Source organism: Roseovarius indicus (assembly GCF_008728195.1).
GTDB lineage: Bacteria > Pseudomonadota > Alphaproteobacteria > Rhodobacterales > Rhodobacteraceae > Roseovarius > Roseovarius indicus.
Genome location: NZ_CP031598.1, coordinates 3,498,726 through 3,514,886, shown reverse-complemented (window position 1 = coordinate 3,514,886; position 16,161 = coordinate 3,498,726). Strand labels below are relative to the sequence as shown.

The window sequence follows — 16,161 nt, the reverse complement described above, 5'->3', positions numbered from 1 at the left end:
CCCAAGGCGCCGGCCCCGGCGCCTACTGCCCCATCTTGATCGTCGCCTCGGCCTGCAACGTATCCGCCAGCGAGCGGAAGCGCGCCTCGGCCACCTCGCCGAAAAGGGGCGCGGCCTCGGGCGAGAGGCGCAGATCGAGGCGCTTCTTCTTCGGATACCAGCGCAGTTCGCCCAGCTTGGCGTCACGTTTGAGCCAGAGCATCGCGGCAAAGCGCATCGCCTTGCCCAGCACCTCGGCCTGAAGCTGGTCGTCATCGGTGACGAGCGAGTTCAGATCCTGGAACCGCGTCCCCTCGCGCTTGTTCGAATAGCGGTGCAGCAGCGCCAGCCCGAGAAACACCCGCTCGGAATGCTTGAGCCCGCCAAGGTTGGCGCGGGTGGCGTTGTCGAAGCAATCCTCGGCGCGGTAGTCGGGGTGGGCGCGCCAGCTGACGTCGTGCAGCAGGCAGGCCGCCTTGATGATCCGCCGCTTTTCTGGCCGGGCCGAGCGGAAGAGCGGCTCGATGAACTTGTAGACCACCGTGCCATAGCCCGGCACGCGGGCATCGCGGCTTTCGGCAAAGGCGCAGGCCTCGATCAGCGGGTCGCGGTCGCGCAGGCGCGTGGGCATCTGTTCGTAGAGCAGCCCCTCGCGGATGCCGTAGCTGGAAATGGCGATGTCGCGGGGCTTGAAGGCCTTCACCACCTCGCGCAGCACCTCCGTCGCGATCGGCACCAGCGCCATCCGGCTTGACGAGACACCGGCGCGGTTGCGCAGGTCTTCGGGGTCGCATTTCTCGATATACTTGGCCGTCTCGCGCACCGCCTTGGCCGTCATCCGGTATTCGTGCAGCACGTGCAGCGGGTAGCCGCGGCGCTCCATGTCGATCTTGGCGATGGCCCGCCACGAGCCGCCGACGAGGAAGAGGCGGTTCTTCTGCTCGCCGAGGTCGTCCTGCATCGACTTGATCCGGTCGCGGATCAGCGCCTTGCGGGCCTTCTTGCCGCCCTTCATGTCGCGCAGCTTGAGCGGGCCCAGCGACGAGCTGAGCCGCCGGCCGACGCGGCCGCCGTTGATCTCGGCCAGCTCCATCGACGAGCCGCCGATATCGCAGACGAGGCCATAGGAGCCGGGCCAGCCCAGAAGCACGCCCTGGGCCGAGAGGCGGGCCTCTTCCTTGCCGTCGATGACGTGGATGCGGATGCCGGTCTCGCGCTCGACCTCCTCGCAGAACTCGGCGCCATCTTCCGCCTCGCGTACGGCGGCGGTGGCCACGGCGGTCAGCCCCTCGGTGCCGATCCCGTCGCCGAGGTGCTTGAACCGGCGCATGGCCGCCAGCGCGCGGGCGCGCCCTTCGGGGTTTAGGCGCCCGGTTTCGGACATGCCGGCGCCAAGGGCGCACATGATCTTCTCGTTGAAGAAATAGGCCGGGCTGCGGGCCGCGCCGTCGAAGATGACAAGCCGGACCGAGTTCGAGCCTATGTCGACCACGCCGACACGGCTCAGGCCCTGGGCCGAAGCTTCATCGAAAAGCGGCCGCCCGAATGGGCCCCAATCGGTTTCAGCGGGATCGTTGGTGCCGTCCATCTGGCCCTCGGTTGGTCTTGGTCATGGTATGCGATATGGGGCGGGGGCGGTCAATCGCCCGTATGCGTCAGTTTCGGCACATCCGCCGCGCCTGCCGAGCCGCGGCCCGACAATGACGGGTTTTCCATGAAGAACCGGTGACAGTTGAAGGCAAACTCGCCCTCGGGCCATTCGGCGCGGGTGAAGGCGCCGTCGGGCGCCATTGTCCAGCTCTGGGCGATGTCGGCCATGTTGGCGGCCATGATCTGGCTGACGATCTGGGCCTTCACGGTGGCGTTCTCGATCTCGACCAGGGTTTCGACCCGGCGGTTGAGGTTGCGGCCCATCCAGTCGGCCGAGCTGATGAAGACGCGGGCCTTTTTCGAGGGCAGCCCCGCGCCGTTGCCGTAGCAGACGATGCGGGAATGTTCGAGGAATCGCCCGACGATGGATTTCACGCGGATGTTGTCCGAGAGGCCCTTCACGCCGGGCCGGATGCCGCAGATGCCGCGCACCACGAGGCTGATCTGCACGCCCGCCTGGCTGGCGCGGTAGAGCGCGTCGATCACGTCGGGTTCGATGAGCGAGTTCATCTTGGCCCAGATTTCCGCCGGGCGGCCGGCCTTGGCGTGGGCGATCTCGTCCTCGATCATCCGGATCAGGTCGTTCTTCATCTCGTGGGGCGAGATCGAGAGGTTTTCGAGCGTTTCGGGCAGGGCATATCCCGAGAGGTAGTTGAAGACCTTGGTGGCGTCGCGCCCCAGCTTGGCATCGCAGGTGAAGAAGCTGAGGTCGGTGTAGATCTTGGCGGTAATCGGGTGATAGTTGCCGGTGCCGTAATGGGTGTAGGTGACAAGGTTGTCGCCTTCGCGCCGGACCACGGTGGAAATCTTGGCGTGGGTCTTCCAGTCGATGAAGCCATAGACCACGTGGGCGCCCGCCCGCTCCAGCCTGCGGGACTGGCGGATATTGGCGGCCTCGTCGAAGCGCGCCTTGAGTTCCACCAGCGCGGTGACCGACTTGCCGTCTTCCGCCGCCTCGCACAGCGCCTCGACGATGGGAGAGTTCTTGGACGTGCGGTAGAGCGTCTGCTTGATCGCCACCACGTCAGGGTCGCGCGCCGCCTGGGCCAGGAAACGCACCACCATGTCGAAGGTCTCGTAGGGGTGGTGCAGCAGCATGTCCTTCTGGCGGATGGCGGCGAACATGTCGCCGTCATGGTCCTGCACGCGCTCGGGCACGCGGGGGGTGAAGGCGGGCCAGAGCAGGTCGCGCCGGCTGTCGAGCACCAGCTCCTTGAGGTCGGCCAGCCCGATCATGCCGTCGACCTCGACCACCTCGTCGGGGCCGACATGCAGCTCGCGCATGATGGTGGCGCGCAGGCTTTCCGGCGCGCCCTCGGAGATCTTCATGCGCACCACCTCGCCCCGGCGGCGGCGCTTGAGGGCCACCTCGAACTCGCGCACGAGGTCTTCGGCTTCTTCCTCGACCTCGAGGTCGCTGTCGCGGAGCACGCGGAAGGCGCAGTGATCCTTGCAGCGGTAGCCGGGGAACAGGCTGTCGAGATGCAGGAGCAGCAGCTCTTCCAGCGGCAGGGCGCGATAGGTGCCCTCGGGGGCGGGCAGGAAGGTGAAGCGGTCGATCTGCTGGGGGATGGGCAAGAGCGCCTGAAGCGCGCGGCGGTCGGATTTCCGCTCGAGCTGCAATGCCAGGCAGAAGCCCAGGTTGGGGATGAACGGGAAAGGGTGCGCCGGGTCGATGGCGAGGGGCGACAGGACCGGGAAGACCTTGTTCATGAAGGCATCGGCCAGGAAGTCGCGGTCGCTGTCCGACAGGCCCTCGCGCGTCAGGATGTGGATCTTCTCGCCGTCCATCTCTTCGCGCAAGCCGCCCAGCGTGACCTGCTGGCTGTGCAGCAGGCGGCGGGCGTTCTCGTCGATCATCACCAGCTGTTCGGCGGGCGTCAGGCCATCGGCGCCGGGGGTGGAGCGGCCTTCGCGGGCCAGCTCGCGCAGGCCGGCCACGCGGACGTTGTAGAACTCGTCAAGATTGGTGGCCGAGATCGACAGGAAGCGCAGCCGTTCGAGCAGCGGCACGCGCGGGTTCTGCGCCTCTTCCAGCACCCGCCAGTTGAAGCCCAGCCAGCTGAGCTCGCGGTTGAAGAACCGGCCCGGACCCGAAAGGTCGAGATCGGGCAGATCGACGGGGTCGGGCATGGGGGATTTGAGGAAATCGGCTTTGTTCATTCTGCTCTGTGTCTTGCGCGATTTGCGTAGCGTGGCTTCGTAACGGGAAGGTGACGGAGTCTGCCTTTACGTGTCGTCATTGTCCAGCAGGTCGCGGGCGAGCGTGGTGTTGATCGGCCGGCGATGCTCGAGCGCTGCCGCATCAAGTCGCTCGACGATGTCTCTTGCGGCATCGAAGGAACGGTCAATGCGCCGGGTGAGGTAGGGCAGAACCTGCGGCGCGGGCGAGAGCTGGCGGTCGGAAAAGAGCTTCATCATCACCGCCATCAGCAGTTCGTCGTCGGGCGGGGCGATCTGGACCGTGGGCGTGCCCTGCATCCGGCTGGCGAGGTCGGGCAGGGCGAGGGGCCAGTGGTTCGGCGCGGCGGTGGCGGTAAAAAGCAGCGATTGCCCCTCGGCCAGCGCAAGGTTGTGGAGGTGGAACAGCGCATCCTCGGCGGCGCGGTCGCCGGCGATGGTGTCGCAATCCTCGACCGCTACGGGCCCCTCGGCCAGCGCCGGGATGTCGGCCGCCGCCACGTCGCGCGCCGGGATGATCCGGGCGCCGCTTTGCGCCGCCCAGACATGGGCGAGGTGGGTCTTGCCCGCCCCGCGCGGCCCCACGAGCACCAGTTTGCGGGCAGGCCATGTGCGCCAGCCCTCGATCATCGCCACGGCGGTGGCGTTGGCCGACGATACGAAGAAGTCGGCACGCCCGAGCGCGGTGCGCACGGGCAGGTCGAAGCTGAGCTGACGGGCCATTATTCGGTGTCTTCCTCGGCCAGCCCCCGGTAGAGGCGGCTGTCCTTGTATTGCGAGATGGCGAAGCGGGCGAGGACGCCGATCGCCGCGGCCACGGGCACCGCGACCAGCATGCCGACGAAGCCGAAAAGCGCGCCGAAGACCGACAGCGCGAAGATCAGCCAGACCGGGTGGAGGCCCACGGAATCGCCCACCAGCTTGGGCGTCAGGATATTGCCCTCGATAACCTGTCCCAGCATGAAGATGCCGGCGACAAGGCCGATGGATATCCAGTCGCCCCAGAACTGGAAGAGCGCGAGGCCGATGGCCAGCGCGCCGCCCACCAGGGCGCCGACATAGGGAATGAAGGTGATGAGCCCCGCAATCGCCCCCACGACAAGGCCGAATTGCAGCCCCACCGCCATCAGCGCAACCGCGTAATAGGTGCCCAGGATCACGCAGACCGTGCCCATCCCGCGGATGAAACTGGCCAGCGTCGCGTCGATTTCCCGGGCCAGGCGGCGGATGACGGGCGCATGATCGCGCGGCAGAAGCGTGTCGACCTCAGCGACCATCCTGTCCCAGTCGTAAAGCAGGTAGAAGGCCACCACCGGCACGATCACCAGCAGCACGACCACGTTGATCACCGACGCGGCCGAGGTCAGCACCGATTCCAGCAGCTGCCCGCCCTTCGACTGGATCGTCTCGCCCACCGATTGCAGCGACTGGCGCAGCACGGATTCGTTGTCGACGATCTCGGGGAAGCGATCTGTCAGGAAGCCTTGCAGGTTCTTGAAGACCTGCGGCGCCACGTTGAAGAGGTTCACCGCCTGCTGGACAAGCGTCGGGATGACCAGCAGCGCCATGATCGCGAAAATCATCAGCGCGACCAGCGTGATGATCGCCACCGCCACCGCGCGGCTGGCCCCCATCCGTTCCAGCCGGTCGGCCACGGGGTCGAGGAAATAGGCGATGGCACCGCCCAGCACGAAGGGCAGGATCTGGTCGCCCAGGAGCCACATCAGCACGAGGAACACCGCCGTGGCGATGCCCCAGTACTTTGCCTGTGTTCCGACCGGAAGTGCCATGGATGTCCCTGCGAAGCGTCCGACTACACATTGCCGATGCGGCCCGCGCTTTCAAGGGCCGGGTTGCGCAAAACCCCGCGCCCGCCCGCCGAAACCGGCCCGGGCCCGCAAAGCCTCGCGAAATCGCGGCTCCGATGGCCTGCATGGCTTGTCTCACCCCCGGCAAAGCCATAAACGGGGGCCAAACGTCATCACCACGAGGTTCGCCCCATGCGCCTGTCCCGCTACTTCCTGCCCGTTCTCAAGGAGAACCCCGCCGAGGCACAGATCGTCAGCCACCGGCTGATGCTGCGGGCGGGGATGATCAAGCAGGCGACCGCCGGCATCTATTCGTGGCTGCCGCTGGGCTTCAAGGTTCTGCGCAAGATCGAGAACATCGTGCACGAGGAGCAAATCCGCGCCGGGCACAACCCGATCCTGATGCCGGTGCTGCAATCGGCCGACCTGTGGCGCGAAAGCGGGCGGTACGACGATTACGGCAAGGAAATGCTGCGGATGCAGGACCGGCACGGCCGCGACATGCTCTATACCCCGACGGCGGAAGAGCTGGTGACGGATATCTTCCGCGCCCATGTCGGCAGTTACAAGGACCTGCCGATGACGCTCTACCAGATCCAGTGGAAATTCCGCGACGAGGTGCGCCCGCGTTTCGGCGTCATGCGGGGCCGCGAGTTCCTGATGAAGGACGGCTATAATTTCGACCTCACGAAAGAGGACGCGCTGCACGCCTATAACCGCCACCTGGTGAGCTACCTGCGCACCTACGAGCGGATGGGCCTTCAGGCCATCCCGATGCGGGCCGACAGCGGCCCGATCGGGGGCGACGACACGCACGAGTTCCTCGTGCTGGCAGAAACGGGCGAGTCGGGCGTGTTCTACGACAGCGAGATCACCGACCTGAAGTTCGGCGACCGTGAAATCGATTACGACAGTGTCGACCAGTGCCAGTCGGTGCTGGAAGAGTTCACCAGCCGCTATGCCCGCACTGACGACACGCATGAGGAATCCGTCTTCCACGAGCGCGTGCCCGAAGAACGCCGCCGCGAGGGGCGGGGCATCGAGGTTGGCCAGATCTTCTATTTCGGCACCAAGTATTCCGAGCCGATGGGTGCCACGGTGCAGGGCCCCGACGGCAAACCCGTACCCGTCCACATGGGCAGCCACGGCATCGGCGTCAGCCGGCTGGTGGGCGCCATCATTGAGGCCAGTCATGACGACAAGGGCATCATCTGGCCCGAGGGTGTGACGCCGTTCCACGTGGGCATCGTCAACCTCAAGCAGGGCGACGAAAAGGCCGACGAGGCTTGCGAGGCGCTTTACAAGTCGGTCGAGGCGCTTGGGCTCGAGCCGCTTTACGACGACCGTGACGAACGCGCCGGCGGCAAGTTCGCGACGATGGACCTGATCGGCCTGCCGTGGCGTATCACCGTGGGGCCGCGGGGCCTCAAGAATGGCGTGGTCGAGCTGACCTCCCGCCGTACCGGGGAAAGCGAGGAATTGCCCCCCGAGCAGGCGATCGCGAAGCTGGCGGCGATCTACGGCCCCCATCACCCCCACCTGGACCGGCCCGAGCCGATGGCGAAGCGGTCGTTCCACACGTGGATGTGAGGCCCGCGATGACCCGATGCGCCGCGGCACTGTCACTGGCATGCGGCGCCCTTCTCTGGGGCGCGGCGGCCAGCGCCGACAGCCTGACCTACCACAATGACCGGTTCGACGTGCAGGGCAGGTTGCCGGTGAATTTCGTCGCCGGCCCCGCGCCGCAGAATGGCGACGGGCGGGAATTCTCGAGCCCCGATGACAGCGGCACGATCAGCATCTACGGCAGCTACAACACCACCGACAGCATCGCCGCCTACCGGGAACAGACCCGCGCCTTCCACGAGAACGACGGAGCCGAGATCGCCTATGAAGACGGGCAGCAGGACTGGTTCGTGCTGTCGGGCAGCGATGGCGAGACGGTGTTTTATCTTCGGGTCGAGCAGGGGAAATCCTGTGACGGCGACGTGGTGCTGGGGCACTGGCTGATCGAGTATTCCGAGGCCGACCGCGTGGTCTATGACCCGCGGGTCGGCGGCATGGCCGAGGGCTTGCGCGTCGGTTCCTGCTGAGGCGGGCGTCAGAGGCCCAAGGGGCCGCGCAGGGCAAAGGCCGCCAGCGCCAGCAGCAGCACGATCAGGATAAGTGCTACGGTGGCCGTGATCCGGCGCTGGGCGGGCAGTTTGCGAAACGGGTCAATCATAGACGAACTGCTCCGACAGGATGCGCGAGGAGGGGATGCCGAGGTTCAGAAGCGTGGCTTCCACCGCGCGCAGCATCGGCGGCGGGCCGCAGAGCACGTAGAGCCAGTCGCGCCGGTCGTCGCGGTCGAAATGCTGCTTCAGCAGGGAAGGGCTGACCATGCCGGTCTCGCCCGTCCAGCCGTCGGGCGGCTCGGACAGCACATGCACCAGCTCGGTGCCGTGGGTGCGTGACAGCTCGTCCAGCTCCTCGCGAAAGGCGATCTGTCCGGCATGACGGTTGCCATAGATCAGCACGGTGGGGCGGGTGTCTCCTGTCGCGTTGAGCTCCCGCAGGATACCAATCAGGGGCGCGAGCCCCACGCCGCCCGCGATCAGCGCCACGCCGGTCGCGTCGTCATGGGCGGCGAGCGTCAGGTGGCCGTGCGGCGCCTCGAGCCACGCCCGCGTGCCGGGGGCGATCTGGCCCGTGAGGCGCGTGCCGTCGCCATGTTCCTTGATGAGGAACTGCACCTCGCGCCCCGCCGAGGGGGCGGAGGCGATGGAGAACGGGTTTTCGTCCAGCGAAAAGACCGGGTGGCCGACGTTGAGCCACGCGAACTGCCCGGCGCGGTAGGGCATCGTACCGTCGAAGTCCGGTGTAAGCGTCACGACCCATGTCCGGTCGCCCTCGTTGCGCACCTCCGTCACCCGCCACGGGCGGCGCAGTCTCAACAGGGGCGCGACGATGTAGACCCAGAGAAGCGCCATGCCCGCCACCGCCAGCAGCCCCAGCCACAGCGCGGCAAGGCCCGGATCCTGGCTGTAGCGCCCCGCGCGCAGGGCATGCCAGACGCCGAAGCCCGCCACCATCGCGGCCATCAGACCGTGCATCAGCCGCCAATGCTGGTACCGGATGCCCGTGGCATCCCGCCCGATGGCCATGCCCACGAGGCCTGCCAGAAGCAGCAGCGCCACGATCCCGGGCCAGAGGGCGGGCCAGCTGGTCTCGACCGTCGTCCGGTGCGTCACGTCCCACACGGGGGCCGGGGCCCGGGGCGAGGCGTAGAGGATCGGATGCAGCAGAGCGAAGACCGCCGCGACCCGCGCCAGAAGCTGGTGGCTGCGCATCACCACGTCGCTGCCCACGCGGCCCGTGACGGCGCGGAATCGACCAAGCAGCAGGAATTCCACCAGAATCATTGCCGTGGCCAGAAGGCCCAACCCGCTGGCCAGTTCATCCCACACGCCGCGCGGCGCCAGACCCTGCGCCCAGGCCAAGCCCAGCGGCGCCAGCACCAGCGCCAGATAGCCCAGAATGAGTATGCCCGCCGGCACGATCCACCCCCTGTTTTCACCCGGTTCGAAAGCCCCTATAGCGTCAGTTTATCAAATCCGTGAACTGGCCTGCTTGACCTTGACCCTGCCGGGGATAAAACGCAGTCTCCGCGGCAAAAAGGCATCAGAGGTCCCCGTGGCAGCCAATCCAGCCCCGTTTTCCCGCTTTGAATGGATGATCGCCTGGCGCTACCTGCGCGCCCGACGGGCCGAGGGCGGCGTCTCGACCATGACGTGGATCAGCCTGATCGGCATCACGCTGGCGGTTTTCGCCCTGATCGCGACGCTGGCGGTGCGCTCGGGCTTCCGGGCGGAGTTCGTCGATACCATTCTCGGCGCCAACGCCCATGTGACGATCTACAATGGCGGCAATGTCGACCAGCAGACCGGCCGCATCGACCGCACCATCGAGGATTACGAGGCGATGGCCGAGCGCGTGCGCCAGGTTCCCGGCGTGACCCGCGTCGCGCCGCTGATCAAGGGGCAGGTGATGGCCAATGCCCGCGACCGCTCCGCCGGGGTCGAGGTGTTCGGCATCGCGCTCGACGACCTCAAGACCATTCCCCGCATCGTCAACGAGGAAACCTCCAATGGCGATGTCGAAGCCTTTCCGAACGGTATCGCGCTGGGCGGCATCCTTGCCCGCGACCTTGGTGTTTCGATCGGCGACCGGATCAAGCTGATCTCGCCCAACGGGGTCAAGACGGCCTTTGGTTCCTCGCCCCGGATCAACGCCTACGAGGTGGTCTATATCTTCGAGGCCGGGCGCTACGACATCGACAAGACCCGCGCCTACCTGCCCTTCGAGGAGGCGCAGAGCTTCTTCAACCGCGAGGGGCGGGCGGACGAGCTGGAGGTCATGCTGGAAGAGCCCGAGGCGCTGGAGGCGATGGCGGGCCCGCTGCGACAGGCGGCGGGCGAGCGCAGCTACCTGTGGACGTGGAAGGATTCCTCGGGCAGCTTCCTGCGCGCGCTCGATGTCGAGGATAACGTGATGTTCGTGATCCTGTCGGTGCTGGTGCTGATCGCGGCGATGAACATTACCAGCGGCCTGATCATGCTGGTCAAGAACAAGGGGCGCGATATCGGCATCCTGCGGACGATGGGGCTGACGGAAGGCTCGGTGCTGCGGGTCTTCTTCATCTGCGGGGCGTTCACCGGGGTGATCGGCACGGCCTTCGGCGTGCTCTTCGGGTGCCTCTTCGCGATCTATATCGACCCGATCTTCGCGCTGCTCGATTCCTTCTCGGATCAGCCGATCTGGACGCCCGACAGCCGCGGCATCTATTTCCTGCCCGCCAAGCTGCAATTCTGGGACGTGATGTCGGCGGTGGGCCTGTCGCTGGGGCTCAGCTTCATCGTCACCATTTTCCCCGCTCGCCGTGCGGCGCGGCTCAACCCGGTGGAGGCGCTGCGCTATGAGTGACCCGATGCTGCGCCTGAAAGGGATCGAGAAGGTCTACAACGCCGGCCAGAAGGGCGAGGTGCGCGTGCTGCGCGAGGCCGGGCTGGAGATCGGCGCAGGCGAGATGGTGGCGCTGGTGGCGCCATCGGGCGCGGGCAAGTCGACGCTTCTGCACATTGCGGGGCTGCTGGACACGCCCGACAGCGGGATCGTCGAGATCGGCGGCGAGGCGATGACGGGCCTCTCGGACCGCCGCCGCACCGTCGCGCGGCGGCGCGAGGTAGGCTTCGTCTACCAGTTTCATCACCTGCTGCCGGAATTCACGGCGCGCGAGAACATCGTGCTGCCGCAGCTGGCCGACGGGGTGCCACGGGCCGAGGCCATTGCGCGGGCCGACGAGCTTCTCGACCGCGTCGGCATCGCCGGGCGGGCCGGACACCGCCCTTCGGCCATGTCGGGCGGCGAGCAGCAGCGCGTGGCCTTCTGCCGGGCGCTGGCGAATTCGCCCCGCCTGCTGCTGGCCGACGAGCCCACGGGCAACCTCGACCCCGTCACGTCGGACACGGTGTTCGAGACCTTGATGGACCTCGTGCGCGGCACCGGGCTGGCGGCGCTGATCGCCACGCATAACCTCGAGCTGGCCGCGCGTATGGACCGGATCGTGAAGCTCGAGCAGGGCAGGGTTGTCGCGGGATAGGGCCTCTGGCGGCGGCGCCTGCCGCGCGTGCGGGAGCCTCCGGCGGGAGTATTTTGGGCAAGATGAAGCCCGGGGGTGCACCAGGTTTTCGGCCCCGGACCAGATGGAGAGGGAGATGCGGGAATGGTGAAGGTATCGCTGGCCGAGATCGAAGAGGTCACGCGCGCCGCGCTGGTGGCGCATGGCGCCGAGGCCTGGATCGCGGGTGAGGTGGCCCGGGCGGTACGGGTGGCGGAAGGCTATGGCAACCGGATCTGCGGGCTCTACTACCTCGAAAGCTATTGCCAGCAGCTCAAGTCGGGCCGGGTGAAGGGCGATGTCGAGCCGGAGGTCAGCCGCCCGCGCCCCGGTGCGGTTGTGGTCGATGCGCGGCTGGGCTTTGCGCAGCCGGCGTTTTCGCGGGGGCTGCCCGAGGCGGTGGCGGCGGCGCGGGAGTGCGGGGTCGCGAGCCTCGCCATCTGCCACGCCCATACCTGTACCTCGCTTGGGTTCTTCACCGAACAGATCGCCCGCGAGGGGCTGATCGCGCTGGGCATGACCAACGCCTCGCCCATCGTGGCGCCGCCGGGCGGCAAGACGCGGGTGATCGGCACCAACCCGATCTCCTTCGCGGTGCCGGACGGGGAGGGCGGTATCGCCATGCTGTTCGACCAGTCGACCACCACGGTGGCGCTGGGCAAGATCACCATGGCCAAGGCGGCCGGTGAAAAGATCCCCGAAGGCTGGGCGGTGGATGCCGATGGCCATCCCACGACAGACCCCGAGGCGGCGCTGGGCGGCTCGCTGGTCAGCATGGGCGGCTACAAGGGCTGGGGCTTCGGCCTGATGGCCGAGTTGCTGGCGGCGGGCATGACCGGCAGTCGGGCGGCACCGGACATTGGCCCGCTCAAGGCGCCGGACGGCGCGCCGCATGATATCGGCGATTACTACCTGCTGATCGATCCGGGGCTCTCGGGCGCCTTCCAGGACCGCTTCGCGCGGATCGCCGAGATGGTCGCGCAGGACGAGGGCGCGCGGATCCCCGGTGCCGGGCGGCAGGCGGCCGACCCGGTCGAGGTGGATGACGCGGCCTGGAAACAGGCGCAGGCGCTGGCGGCGGGCTGAGCGATCAGCCGCCGCAGAGGCTGCGCATCTTCTGCAACCCGGCGCTGCGGTCGGAGGCGGCCAGCCGGATCACCTCGGCGCTGTCCGAGGCCGAGCAGCCGTCGATCGTGATCCGCCGGCCCCGGCGCAGGGCAAGGCTGGCCATGTAGATCTCGTTGGCGTCGAGCGAGGCGAATTCCTCGGGCGAGAACCGGCGCGGGACCAGTTCGGCGGGGTCAAACTCCTCGGCGGGCTGGGCGAGGGCGGCGGTGCCCGTCAGGCCGAAAAGGCCGATCCAGCCGAGGATGGCGCGGCGGTGTGTGTGCTGGGCCATGTGATGTCTCCTTTGGGCGCAAGCCTATCACGGCTTGGCCGGTCTCTGCCAACGGTTCCGTTCGGTCAGCGGGCTCAGACCCGCTGGGTCATGAAGACCCCGGCCACCATCAACCCGATGCCGAGCCCGCGGGTCAGCGACAGGGGCGAGACCCTGGCGCCGAACAGGCCGAAATGGTCGATGGCGGCGGCGCTGACGAGCTGGCCGAGCAGAACGAAGAAGATCGCGTTGCCGACCCCGAACTTGGGCGCGACGATGGTGACCGAGAGCACGTAGAACGCGACCAGCAGCCCGCCCAGATAGAGATGCTTCGGCGCCGGGCCCGTCGTCAGCAGCCCCGAGGGCCGGCTGATCGCCAGCACGATCAGCGTGGAGCCGAGCGCCACCACGAAGAGGATCGTCGCCGCCGCCACAGGTGAGCCGAGCCGTACCCCGAGGGCCGCGTTGAGCGCTGCGAGGATCGGGATGCCGAAGCCGGCGGCCAGCATCACGATGGCATAGGTTGTGGTGACGGGCATTGGGTGGTTTCCTTGGGCTTGGTGCTGTCCGCGCGGACAATGGCACGGGGGCGGCCGCTGATCCAGATCAATGTGCCTTGGCGTACAACATGGTTCTGTGGGGACAACGAGAGCAAGGCAGGGCAGGACATGCGCATCACGCGCTTCATGCGGATCATCGGGCCGGGGCTGGCGGCGGTACTGGCGCTGGGGGCCTGCGTGACCCCCCGCCAGACCGATGCGATGACCGGTGCGGCTCGTTATGCCGACCATTGCGCCGCCTGCCACGGTCCGGGCGGCCGGGGCGACGGGGTGCTGGCCGCCGGCCTGCCGGTATCGCCTGCGGATCTGACGGCGCTGTCGGCCCGCAACGGCGGGGTGTTTCCCTGGAGCATGGTCATGGCCAGGGTGCACGGCTATGCGGGGCGCGCGGGCGAGATGCCGGAATTCGGCACCATCCTGACCGGCCCGATGGTATCATGGGCGGATGAAACCGGCACGCGGGTGGAAACGCCCGCCGGGCTTCTGGCGATCGCCCGGTACTTGGAAACGATTCAGGCTTAGGGAGACTGGAGATGCGCAAGACTGCATTTGGATTACTGGCAATGGCCCTTCTGGCCGCGCCGGCGCTGGCCGAGGATGCCGGCAAGGGGCGCGAGACCTACTGGCGCTATTGCGCGAGCTGTCATGGCGAAAACGGCGACGGGACAGGGCCGATGCGCGCGGTGCTGACCGTGCAGCCGAAGGACCTGACGCAGCTTGCCGACGAGAATGACGGGGTGTTCCCGCTCGACCGGGTCATTCAGCGCATCGACGGGCGCGACCCGCTGGTCTCGCATGGCAGCCAGATGCCGGTCTATGGCAATTTCTTCGACGAGGGCGGGGAGGCGACCCTGACCGCCGAGGACGGCACCGAGATCGAAACCAGCGGCGCGGTGGCCGATCTGATTGCCTACCTGAAGGTGTTGCAGGACGGCTGAGGCGGGCCTCAGGCGGGGCCTGTCAGCCAGCTGTCGACCAGCGTGTCGAGCGCGGGCCAGTCGGTGTAGTCCTTGTCGGCCTCGAGATCGGCCTCGGGGTCTTTCCTGGCGAGGATGCGACGCATGACGAAGCGGGTGACGACATCGTATTGCGACGGCCGGTAGGCGCCGGCGATCTGTTCGGCGTGGCCCGGCGTCCAGCCCGTGGCCTTTTCGAAATCGGCGAGAATCTGCGCCAGCGACCGCCAGTCTTCCGCCTCGTGCCCGGCCGCGGCCAGCGAGACCGACAGGAACAGCGAGGGTTTGCCCGCCAGCGCCCCGGCCTGTTCGGCGATGAAACGGCCAAGGGACTTCTGGTAATGGCCGATATGGATCGACGCGGCCACGATCACCCGGTCGAAGCGGGCAAGGTCGGTTTCGGTGCCGTCCTCGGCCTGAAGAAGCTCGACCGCGTGGCCCTGATCGGCCAGCCGGTCGGCCACGTGGCGGGCGATCCTGCGGGTCTGGCCTTCGCTGCTGGCATAGGCGACGAGCACTTTCATGGGGGCCTCCGGGGGCTGTGACAGGATGCGCCCAGCCTGCCGCAGACGGGGGCAGGGCGCATTGATCGGCGTCAATCCTCGAAGGGCGGGCGCGGCAAGAGTGATCCGACCCTTACGTCACGTCCGTATCACCGTCATGGAGGTATTATATGCGACACATGATAGCTGCGGTTCTGATGACCCTCGCGCTGGCCCTGCCGGCCAAGGCGAACGAGGATATCGAAAAGGTCATCACGAGCCAGATCGACGCGTTCCTCGCCGATGATTTCGAAACCGCCTTCACCTATGCCAGCCCGATGATCAAGGATATCTTCGGCACGCCCGAGAAGTTCGGCCAGATGGTCCGGCAGGGTTATCCGATGGTCTGGCGCCCGTCCGAGGTGAATTTCCTCTCCATCGACCGCCGCGGCAAGGAGCTGTGGCAGAACGTGATGGTGCGGGATGCCGAGGGGGCGCTCTATATCCTCGAATACCAGATGATCCCGGGCGAGATGGGCTGGCTGATCAACGCGGTGCGGGTGCGCAAGGCGACGGAAGGCACGGCCTGACGCCGCCGGGGCTCACGCCTTGTGGGCCACGGTGACGAAATGGGTGAGCGAGAAGAAGAAGCGGCCCGCGCGGGCCAGCTCTTCCTGCTCGGCCTTCCATGCGGCGATTTCGGTTTCGGGCAGGTGGCCGTTCTGGCGGGCATAGCCGGCCATCAGGTGCAGCATCATGTTGGCCATCCCGTCGGCGCGCAGGCAGGTGTCGGTAAAGGGCACCGCCCGGCTTTCGCCGAAGGCGAAGCCGGCGTGGGACATGAGCGCCGGCAACAGGGCAGGGACGCAGCGTTCGGCCAAGTGCTCGTCCCACGAGGCCATCATCCGCGCCATCCGGCTTGGGTCGGCGCTGTGCCAGGCGAAGCAATCCCAGTGCCAGTCGCCGACCACCAGCCGCCCGCCGGGCCTCAGCACCCGCGACACCTCGGCCAGCGCGGTAGGGACGTCGTCGAGATATTCGAAGACCTGGAGCGACACGATCTTGTCGAAGGCCCCGTCCTCGGCCGGGATGGCGCCCGCATCGCCCGCCGCGATCTGCACTTTCCCGAATCCGGCGCAATTCTCCTCGGCCCCGGCGCGCATGTCGGGGCTCGGGTCGACGCCCAGCACGTGGCCCGCATCGCCCACCGCCCGCGCGATCTCGGCCGTCAGGAAACCCGACCCGCAGCCGAGGTCGAGCACCCGCTCCCCCGGCTTCGGGTCGAGGGCGCGGAAGTTCTCCAGCCGCCGGCGCACCACGTCCGACCCGGCATAGGACCGGTCGAGAATGCGGCGCGTGGCCGCGTCGAATTCCAGCATAGGGAACGTCCTCCCCCTTTGATGCCCGGTGCGCCATCCTAGCACAGGTCGCGCAACACGTACCGAACGGTGCGAAGACACCTCGCTAACCCCTTGCGCATACCCCCCGATTTCACCGGCGGTGCGACC

General features: G+C 67.4%; 18 protein-coding genes. 8 read left to right on the top strand and 10 right to left on the bottom strand.

Annotated elements, in window-relative coordinates; translation table 11 throughout:
• Nucleotides 1-22: 22 nt before the first annotated feature.
• From RIdsm_RS16850 to RIdsm_RS16835, 4 genes are all read right to left on the bottom strand, one after another.
• The gene (locus tag RIdsm_RS16850; protein WP_057816784.1) at nt 23-1,567 is read right to left on the bottom strand and encodes a Ppx/GppA family phosphatase; all 1,545 of its coding nucleotides are present in this window, start codon (nt 1,565-1,567) and stop codon (nt 23-25) included.
• 50 nt (nt 1,568-1,617) lie between these two features.
• Nucleotides 1,618-3,792 (bottom strand): RNA degradosome polyphosphate kinase, encoded by a 2,175-nt coding sequence (locus RIdsm_RS16845; RefSeq protein WP_057816783.1) that lies wholly within the window; start codon nt 3,790-3,792, stop codon nt 1,618-1,620.
• Between the two features lie 66 nt (nt 3,793-3,858).
• Nucleotides 3,859-4,533 (bottom strand): P-loop NTPase family protein, encoded by a 675-nt coding sequence (locus tag RIdsm_RS16840; protein ID WP_057816782.1) that lies wholly within the window; start codon nt 4,531-4,533, stop codon nt 3,859-3,861.
• A complete protein-coding gene (locus tag RIdsm_RS16835) occupies nt 4,533-5,600 on the bottom strand; it encodes an AI-2E family transporter (RefSeq protein ID WP_057816781.1) in 1,068 nt (355 codons plus the stop codon). Before RIdsm_RS16835 ends, RIdsm_RS16840 begins: the two co-directional genes overlap by 1 nt.
• Nucleotides 5,601-5,810: 210 nt before the next feature.
• On the opposite strand from RIdsm_RS16835, the gene proS reads away from it, so the two are divergent.
• Together proS and RIdsm_RS16825 are read left to right on the top strand one after the other, a co-directional pair.
• Nucleotides 5,811-7,208: a proline--tRNA ligase gene (gene proS, locus RIdsm_RS16830; RefSeq protein ID WP_057816780.1), complete on the top strand. Its 1,398-nt coding sequence runs from the start codon at nt 5,811-5,813 to the stop codon at nt 7,206-7,208.
• Nucleotides 7,209-7,216: 8 nt separating this feature from the next.
• On the top strand, nt 7,217-7,711 hold the full coding sequence (locus RIdsm_RS16825) for a hypothetical protein (RefSeq protein WP_057816779.1): 495 nt from the start codon (nt 7,217-7,219) through the stop codon (nt 7,709-7,711).
• Nucleotides 7,712-7,719: 8 nt separating this feature from the next.
• Here RIdsm_RS16825 and RIdsm_RS30750 read toward each other — a convergent pair whose 3' ends face one another.
• Nucleotides 7,720-7,842 carry a hypothetical protein gene (locus RIdsm_RS30750; protein WP_268874592.1) on the bottom strand — a complete coding sequence of 41 codons (123 nt, stop codon included), beginning with the start codon at nt 7,840-7,842 and terminating at the stop codon, nt 7,720-7,722.
• The gene (locus RIdsm_RS16820; RefSeq protein ID WP_057816778.1) at nt 7,835-9,157 is read right to left on the bottom strand and encodes a ferredoxin reductase family protein; all 1,323 of its coding nucleotides are present in this window, start codon (nt 9,155-9,157) and stop codon (nt 7,835-7,837) included. Before RIdsm_RS16820 ends, RIdsm_RS30750 begins: the two co-directional genes overlap by 8 nt.
• Before the next feature lie 136 nt (nt 9,158-9,293).
• Here RIdsm_RS16820 and RIdsm_RS16815 point away from each other — a divergent pair, with 136 nt between their 5' ends.
• From RIdsm_RS16815 to RIdsm_RS16805, 3 genes are all read left to right on the top strand, one after another.
• Nucleotides 9,294-10,583: a lipoprotein-releasing ABC transporter permease subunit gene (locus RIdsm_RS16815; RefSeq protein WP_057816777.1), complete on the top strand. Its 1,290-nt coding sequence runs from the start codon at nt 9,294-9,296 to the stop codon at nt 10,581-10,583.
• Nucleotides 10,576-11,259: an ABC transporter ATP-binding protein gene (locus RIdsm_RS16810; protein ID WP_057816776.1), complete on the top strand. Its 684-nt coding sequence runs from the start codon at nt 10,576-10,578 to the stop codon at nt 11,257-11,259. Before RIdsm_RS16815 ends, RIdsm_RS16810 begins: the two co-directional genes overlap by 8 nt.
• Before the next feature lie 123 nt (nt 11,260-11,382).
• On the top strand, nt 11,383-12,363 hold the full coding sequence (locus tag RIdsm_RS16805) for an Ldh family oxidoreductase (protein WP_057816775.1): 981 nt from the start codon (nt 11,383-11,385) through the stop codon (nt 12,361-12,363).
• Nucleotides 12,364-12,367: 4 nt separating this feature from the next.
• Here RIdsm_RS16805 and RIdsm_RS16800 read toward each other — a convergent pair whose 3' ends face one another.
• The gene (locus RIdsm_RS16800) at nt 12,368-12,676 is read right to left on the bottom strand and encodes a hypothetical protein (RefSeq protein WP_057816774.1); all 309 of its coding nucleotides are present in this window, start codon (nt 12,674-12,676) and stop codon (nt 12,368-12,370) included.
• A 74-nt stretch (nt 12,677-12,750) separates the two neighbouring features.
• Nucleotides 12,751-13,194 (bottom strand): DMT family transporter, encoded by a 444-nt coding sequence (locus RIdsm_RS16795; protein ID WP_057816773.1) that lies wholly within the window; start codon nt 13,192-13,194, stop codon nt 12,751-12,753.
• 129 nt (nt 13,195-13,323) lie between these two features.
• Between RIdsm_RS16795 and RIdsm_RS16790 the strand changes: the two genes are divergently transcribed.
• Entirely contained in the window at nt 13,324-13,737 is a 414-nt protein-coding gene (locus tag RIdsm_RS16790) for a c-type cytochrome (protein WP_057816772.1), read from the top strand.
• Between the two features lie 11 nt (nt 13,738-13,748).
• Complete coding sequence (locus RIdsm_RS16785) at nt 13,749-14,153, top strand: c-type cytochrome (RefSeq protein ID WP_057816771.1); 405 nt, start codon at nt 13,749-13,751, stop codon at nt 14,151-14,153.
• A gap of 8 nt (nt 14,154-14,161) precedes the next feature.
• Here the strand turns inward: RIdsm_RS16785 and RIdsm_RS16780 are convergent, their stop codons facing one another.
• Nucleotides 14,162-14,695 (bottom strand): flavodoxin domain-containing protein, encoded by a 534-nt coding sequence (locus RIdsm_RS16780; RefSeq protein WP_057816770.1) that lies wholly within the window; start codon nt 14,693-14,695, stop codon nt 14,162-14,164.
• Between the two features lie 149 nt (nt 14,696-14,844).
• Here RIdsm_RS16780 and RIdsm_RS16775 point away from each other — a divergent pair, with 149 nt between their 5' ends.
• Entirely contained in the window at nt 14,845-15,243 is a 399-nt protein-coding gene (locus tag RIdsm_RS16775) for a DUF4864 domain-containing protein (RefSeq protein ID WP_057816769.1), read from the top strand.
• Nucleotides 15,244-15,255: 12 nt separating this feature from the next.
• Here RIdsm_RS16775 and RIdsm_RS16770 read toward each other — a convergent pair whose 3' ends face one another.
• Entirely contained in the window at nt 15,256-16,032 is a 777-nt protein-coding gene (locus RIdsm_RS16770) for a methyltransferase domain-containing protein (RefSeq protein WP_057816768.1), read from the bottom strand.
• Nucleotides 16,033-16,161 lie beyond the last annotated feature (129 nt).

Excerpts from the sequence above, each read along its gene's own strand:
- RIdsm_RS16850 (WP_057816784.1), bottom strand. The coding sequence starts at position 1,567 with ATGGACGGCACCAACGATCCCGCTGAAACCGATTGGGGCCCATTCGGG.
- RIdsm_RS16845 (WP_057816783.1), bottom strand. The coding sequence starts at position 3,792 with ATGAACAAAGCCGATTTCCTCAAATCCCCCATGCCCGACCCCGTCGAT.
- RIdsm_RS16840 (WP_057816782.1), bottom strand. The coding sequence starts at position 4,533 with ATGGCCCGTCAGCTCAGCTTCGACCTGCCCGTGCGCACCGCGCTCGGG.
- RIdsm_RS16835 (WP_057816781.1), bottom strand. The coding sequence starts at position 5,600 with ATGGCACTTCCGGTCGGAACACAGGCAAAGTACTGGGGCATCGCCACG.
- proS (WP_057816780.1), top strand. The coding sequence starts at position 5,811 with ATGCGCCTGTCCCGCTACTTCCTGCCCGTTCTCAAGGAGAACCCCGCC.
- RIdsm_RS16825 (WP_057816779.1), top strand. The coding sequence starts at position 7,217 with ATGACCCGATGCGCCGCGGCACTGTCACTGGCATGCGGCGCCCTTCTC.
- RIdsm_RS30750 (WP_268874592.1), bottom strand. The coding sequence starts at position 7,842 with ATGATTGACCCGTTTCGCAAACTGCCCGCCCAGCGCCGGATCACGGCC.
- RIdsm_RS16810 (WP_057816776.1), top strand. The coding sequence starts at position 10,576 with ATGAGTGACCCGATGCTGCGCCTGAAAGGGATCGAGAAGGTCTACAAC.
- RIdsm_RS16805 (WP_057816775.1), top strand. The coding sequence starts at position 11,383 with ATGGTGAAGGTATCGCTGGCCGAGATCGAAGAGGTCACGCGCGCCGCG.
- RIdsm_RS16800 (WP_057816774.1), bottom strand. The coding sequence starts at position 12,676 with ATGGCCCAGCACACACACCGCCGCGCCATCCTCGGCTGGATCGGCCTT.
- RIdsm_RS16795 (WP_057816773.1), bottom strand. The coding sequence starts at position 13,194 with ATGCCCGTCACCACAACCTATGCCATCGTGATGCTGGCCGCCGGCTTC.
- RIdsm_RS16790 (WP_057816772.1), top strand. The coding sequence starts at position 13,324 with ATGCGCATCACGCGCTTCATGCGGATCATCGGGCCGGGGCTGGCGGCG.
- RIdsm_RS16785 (WP_057816771.1), top strand. The coding sequence starts at position 13,749 with ATGCGCAAGACTGCATTTGGATTACTGGCAATGGCCCTTCTGGCCGCG.
- RIdsm_RS16780 (WP_057816770.1), bottom strand. The coding sequence starts at position 14,695 with ATGAAAGTGCTCGTCGCCTATGCCAGCAGCGAAGGCCAGACCCGCAGG.
- RIdsm_RS16775 (WP_057816769.1), top strand. The coding sequence starts at position 14,845 with ATGCGACACATGATAGCTGCGGTTCTGATGACCCTCGCGCTGGCCCTG.
- RIdsm_RS16770 (WP_057816768.1), bottom strand. The coding sequence starts at position 16,032 with ATGCTGGAATTCGACGCGGCCACGCGCCGCATTCTCGACCGGTCCTAT.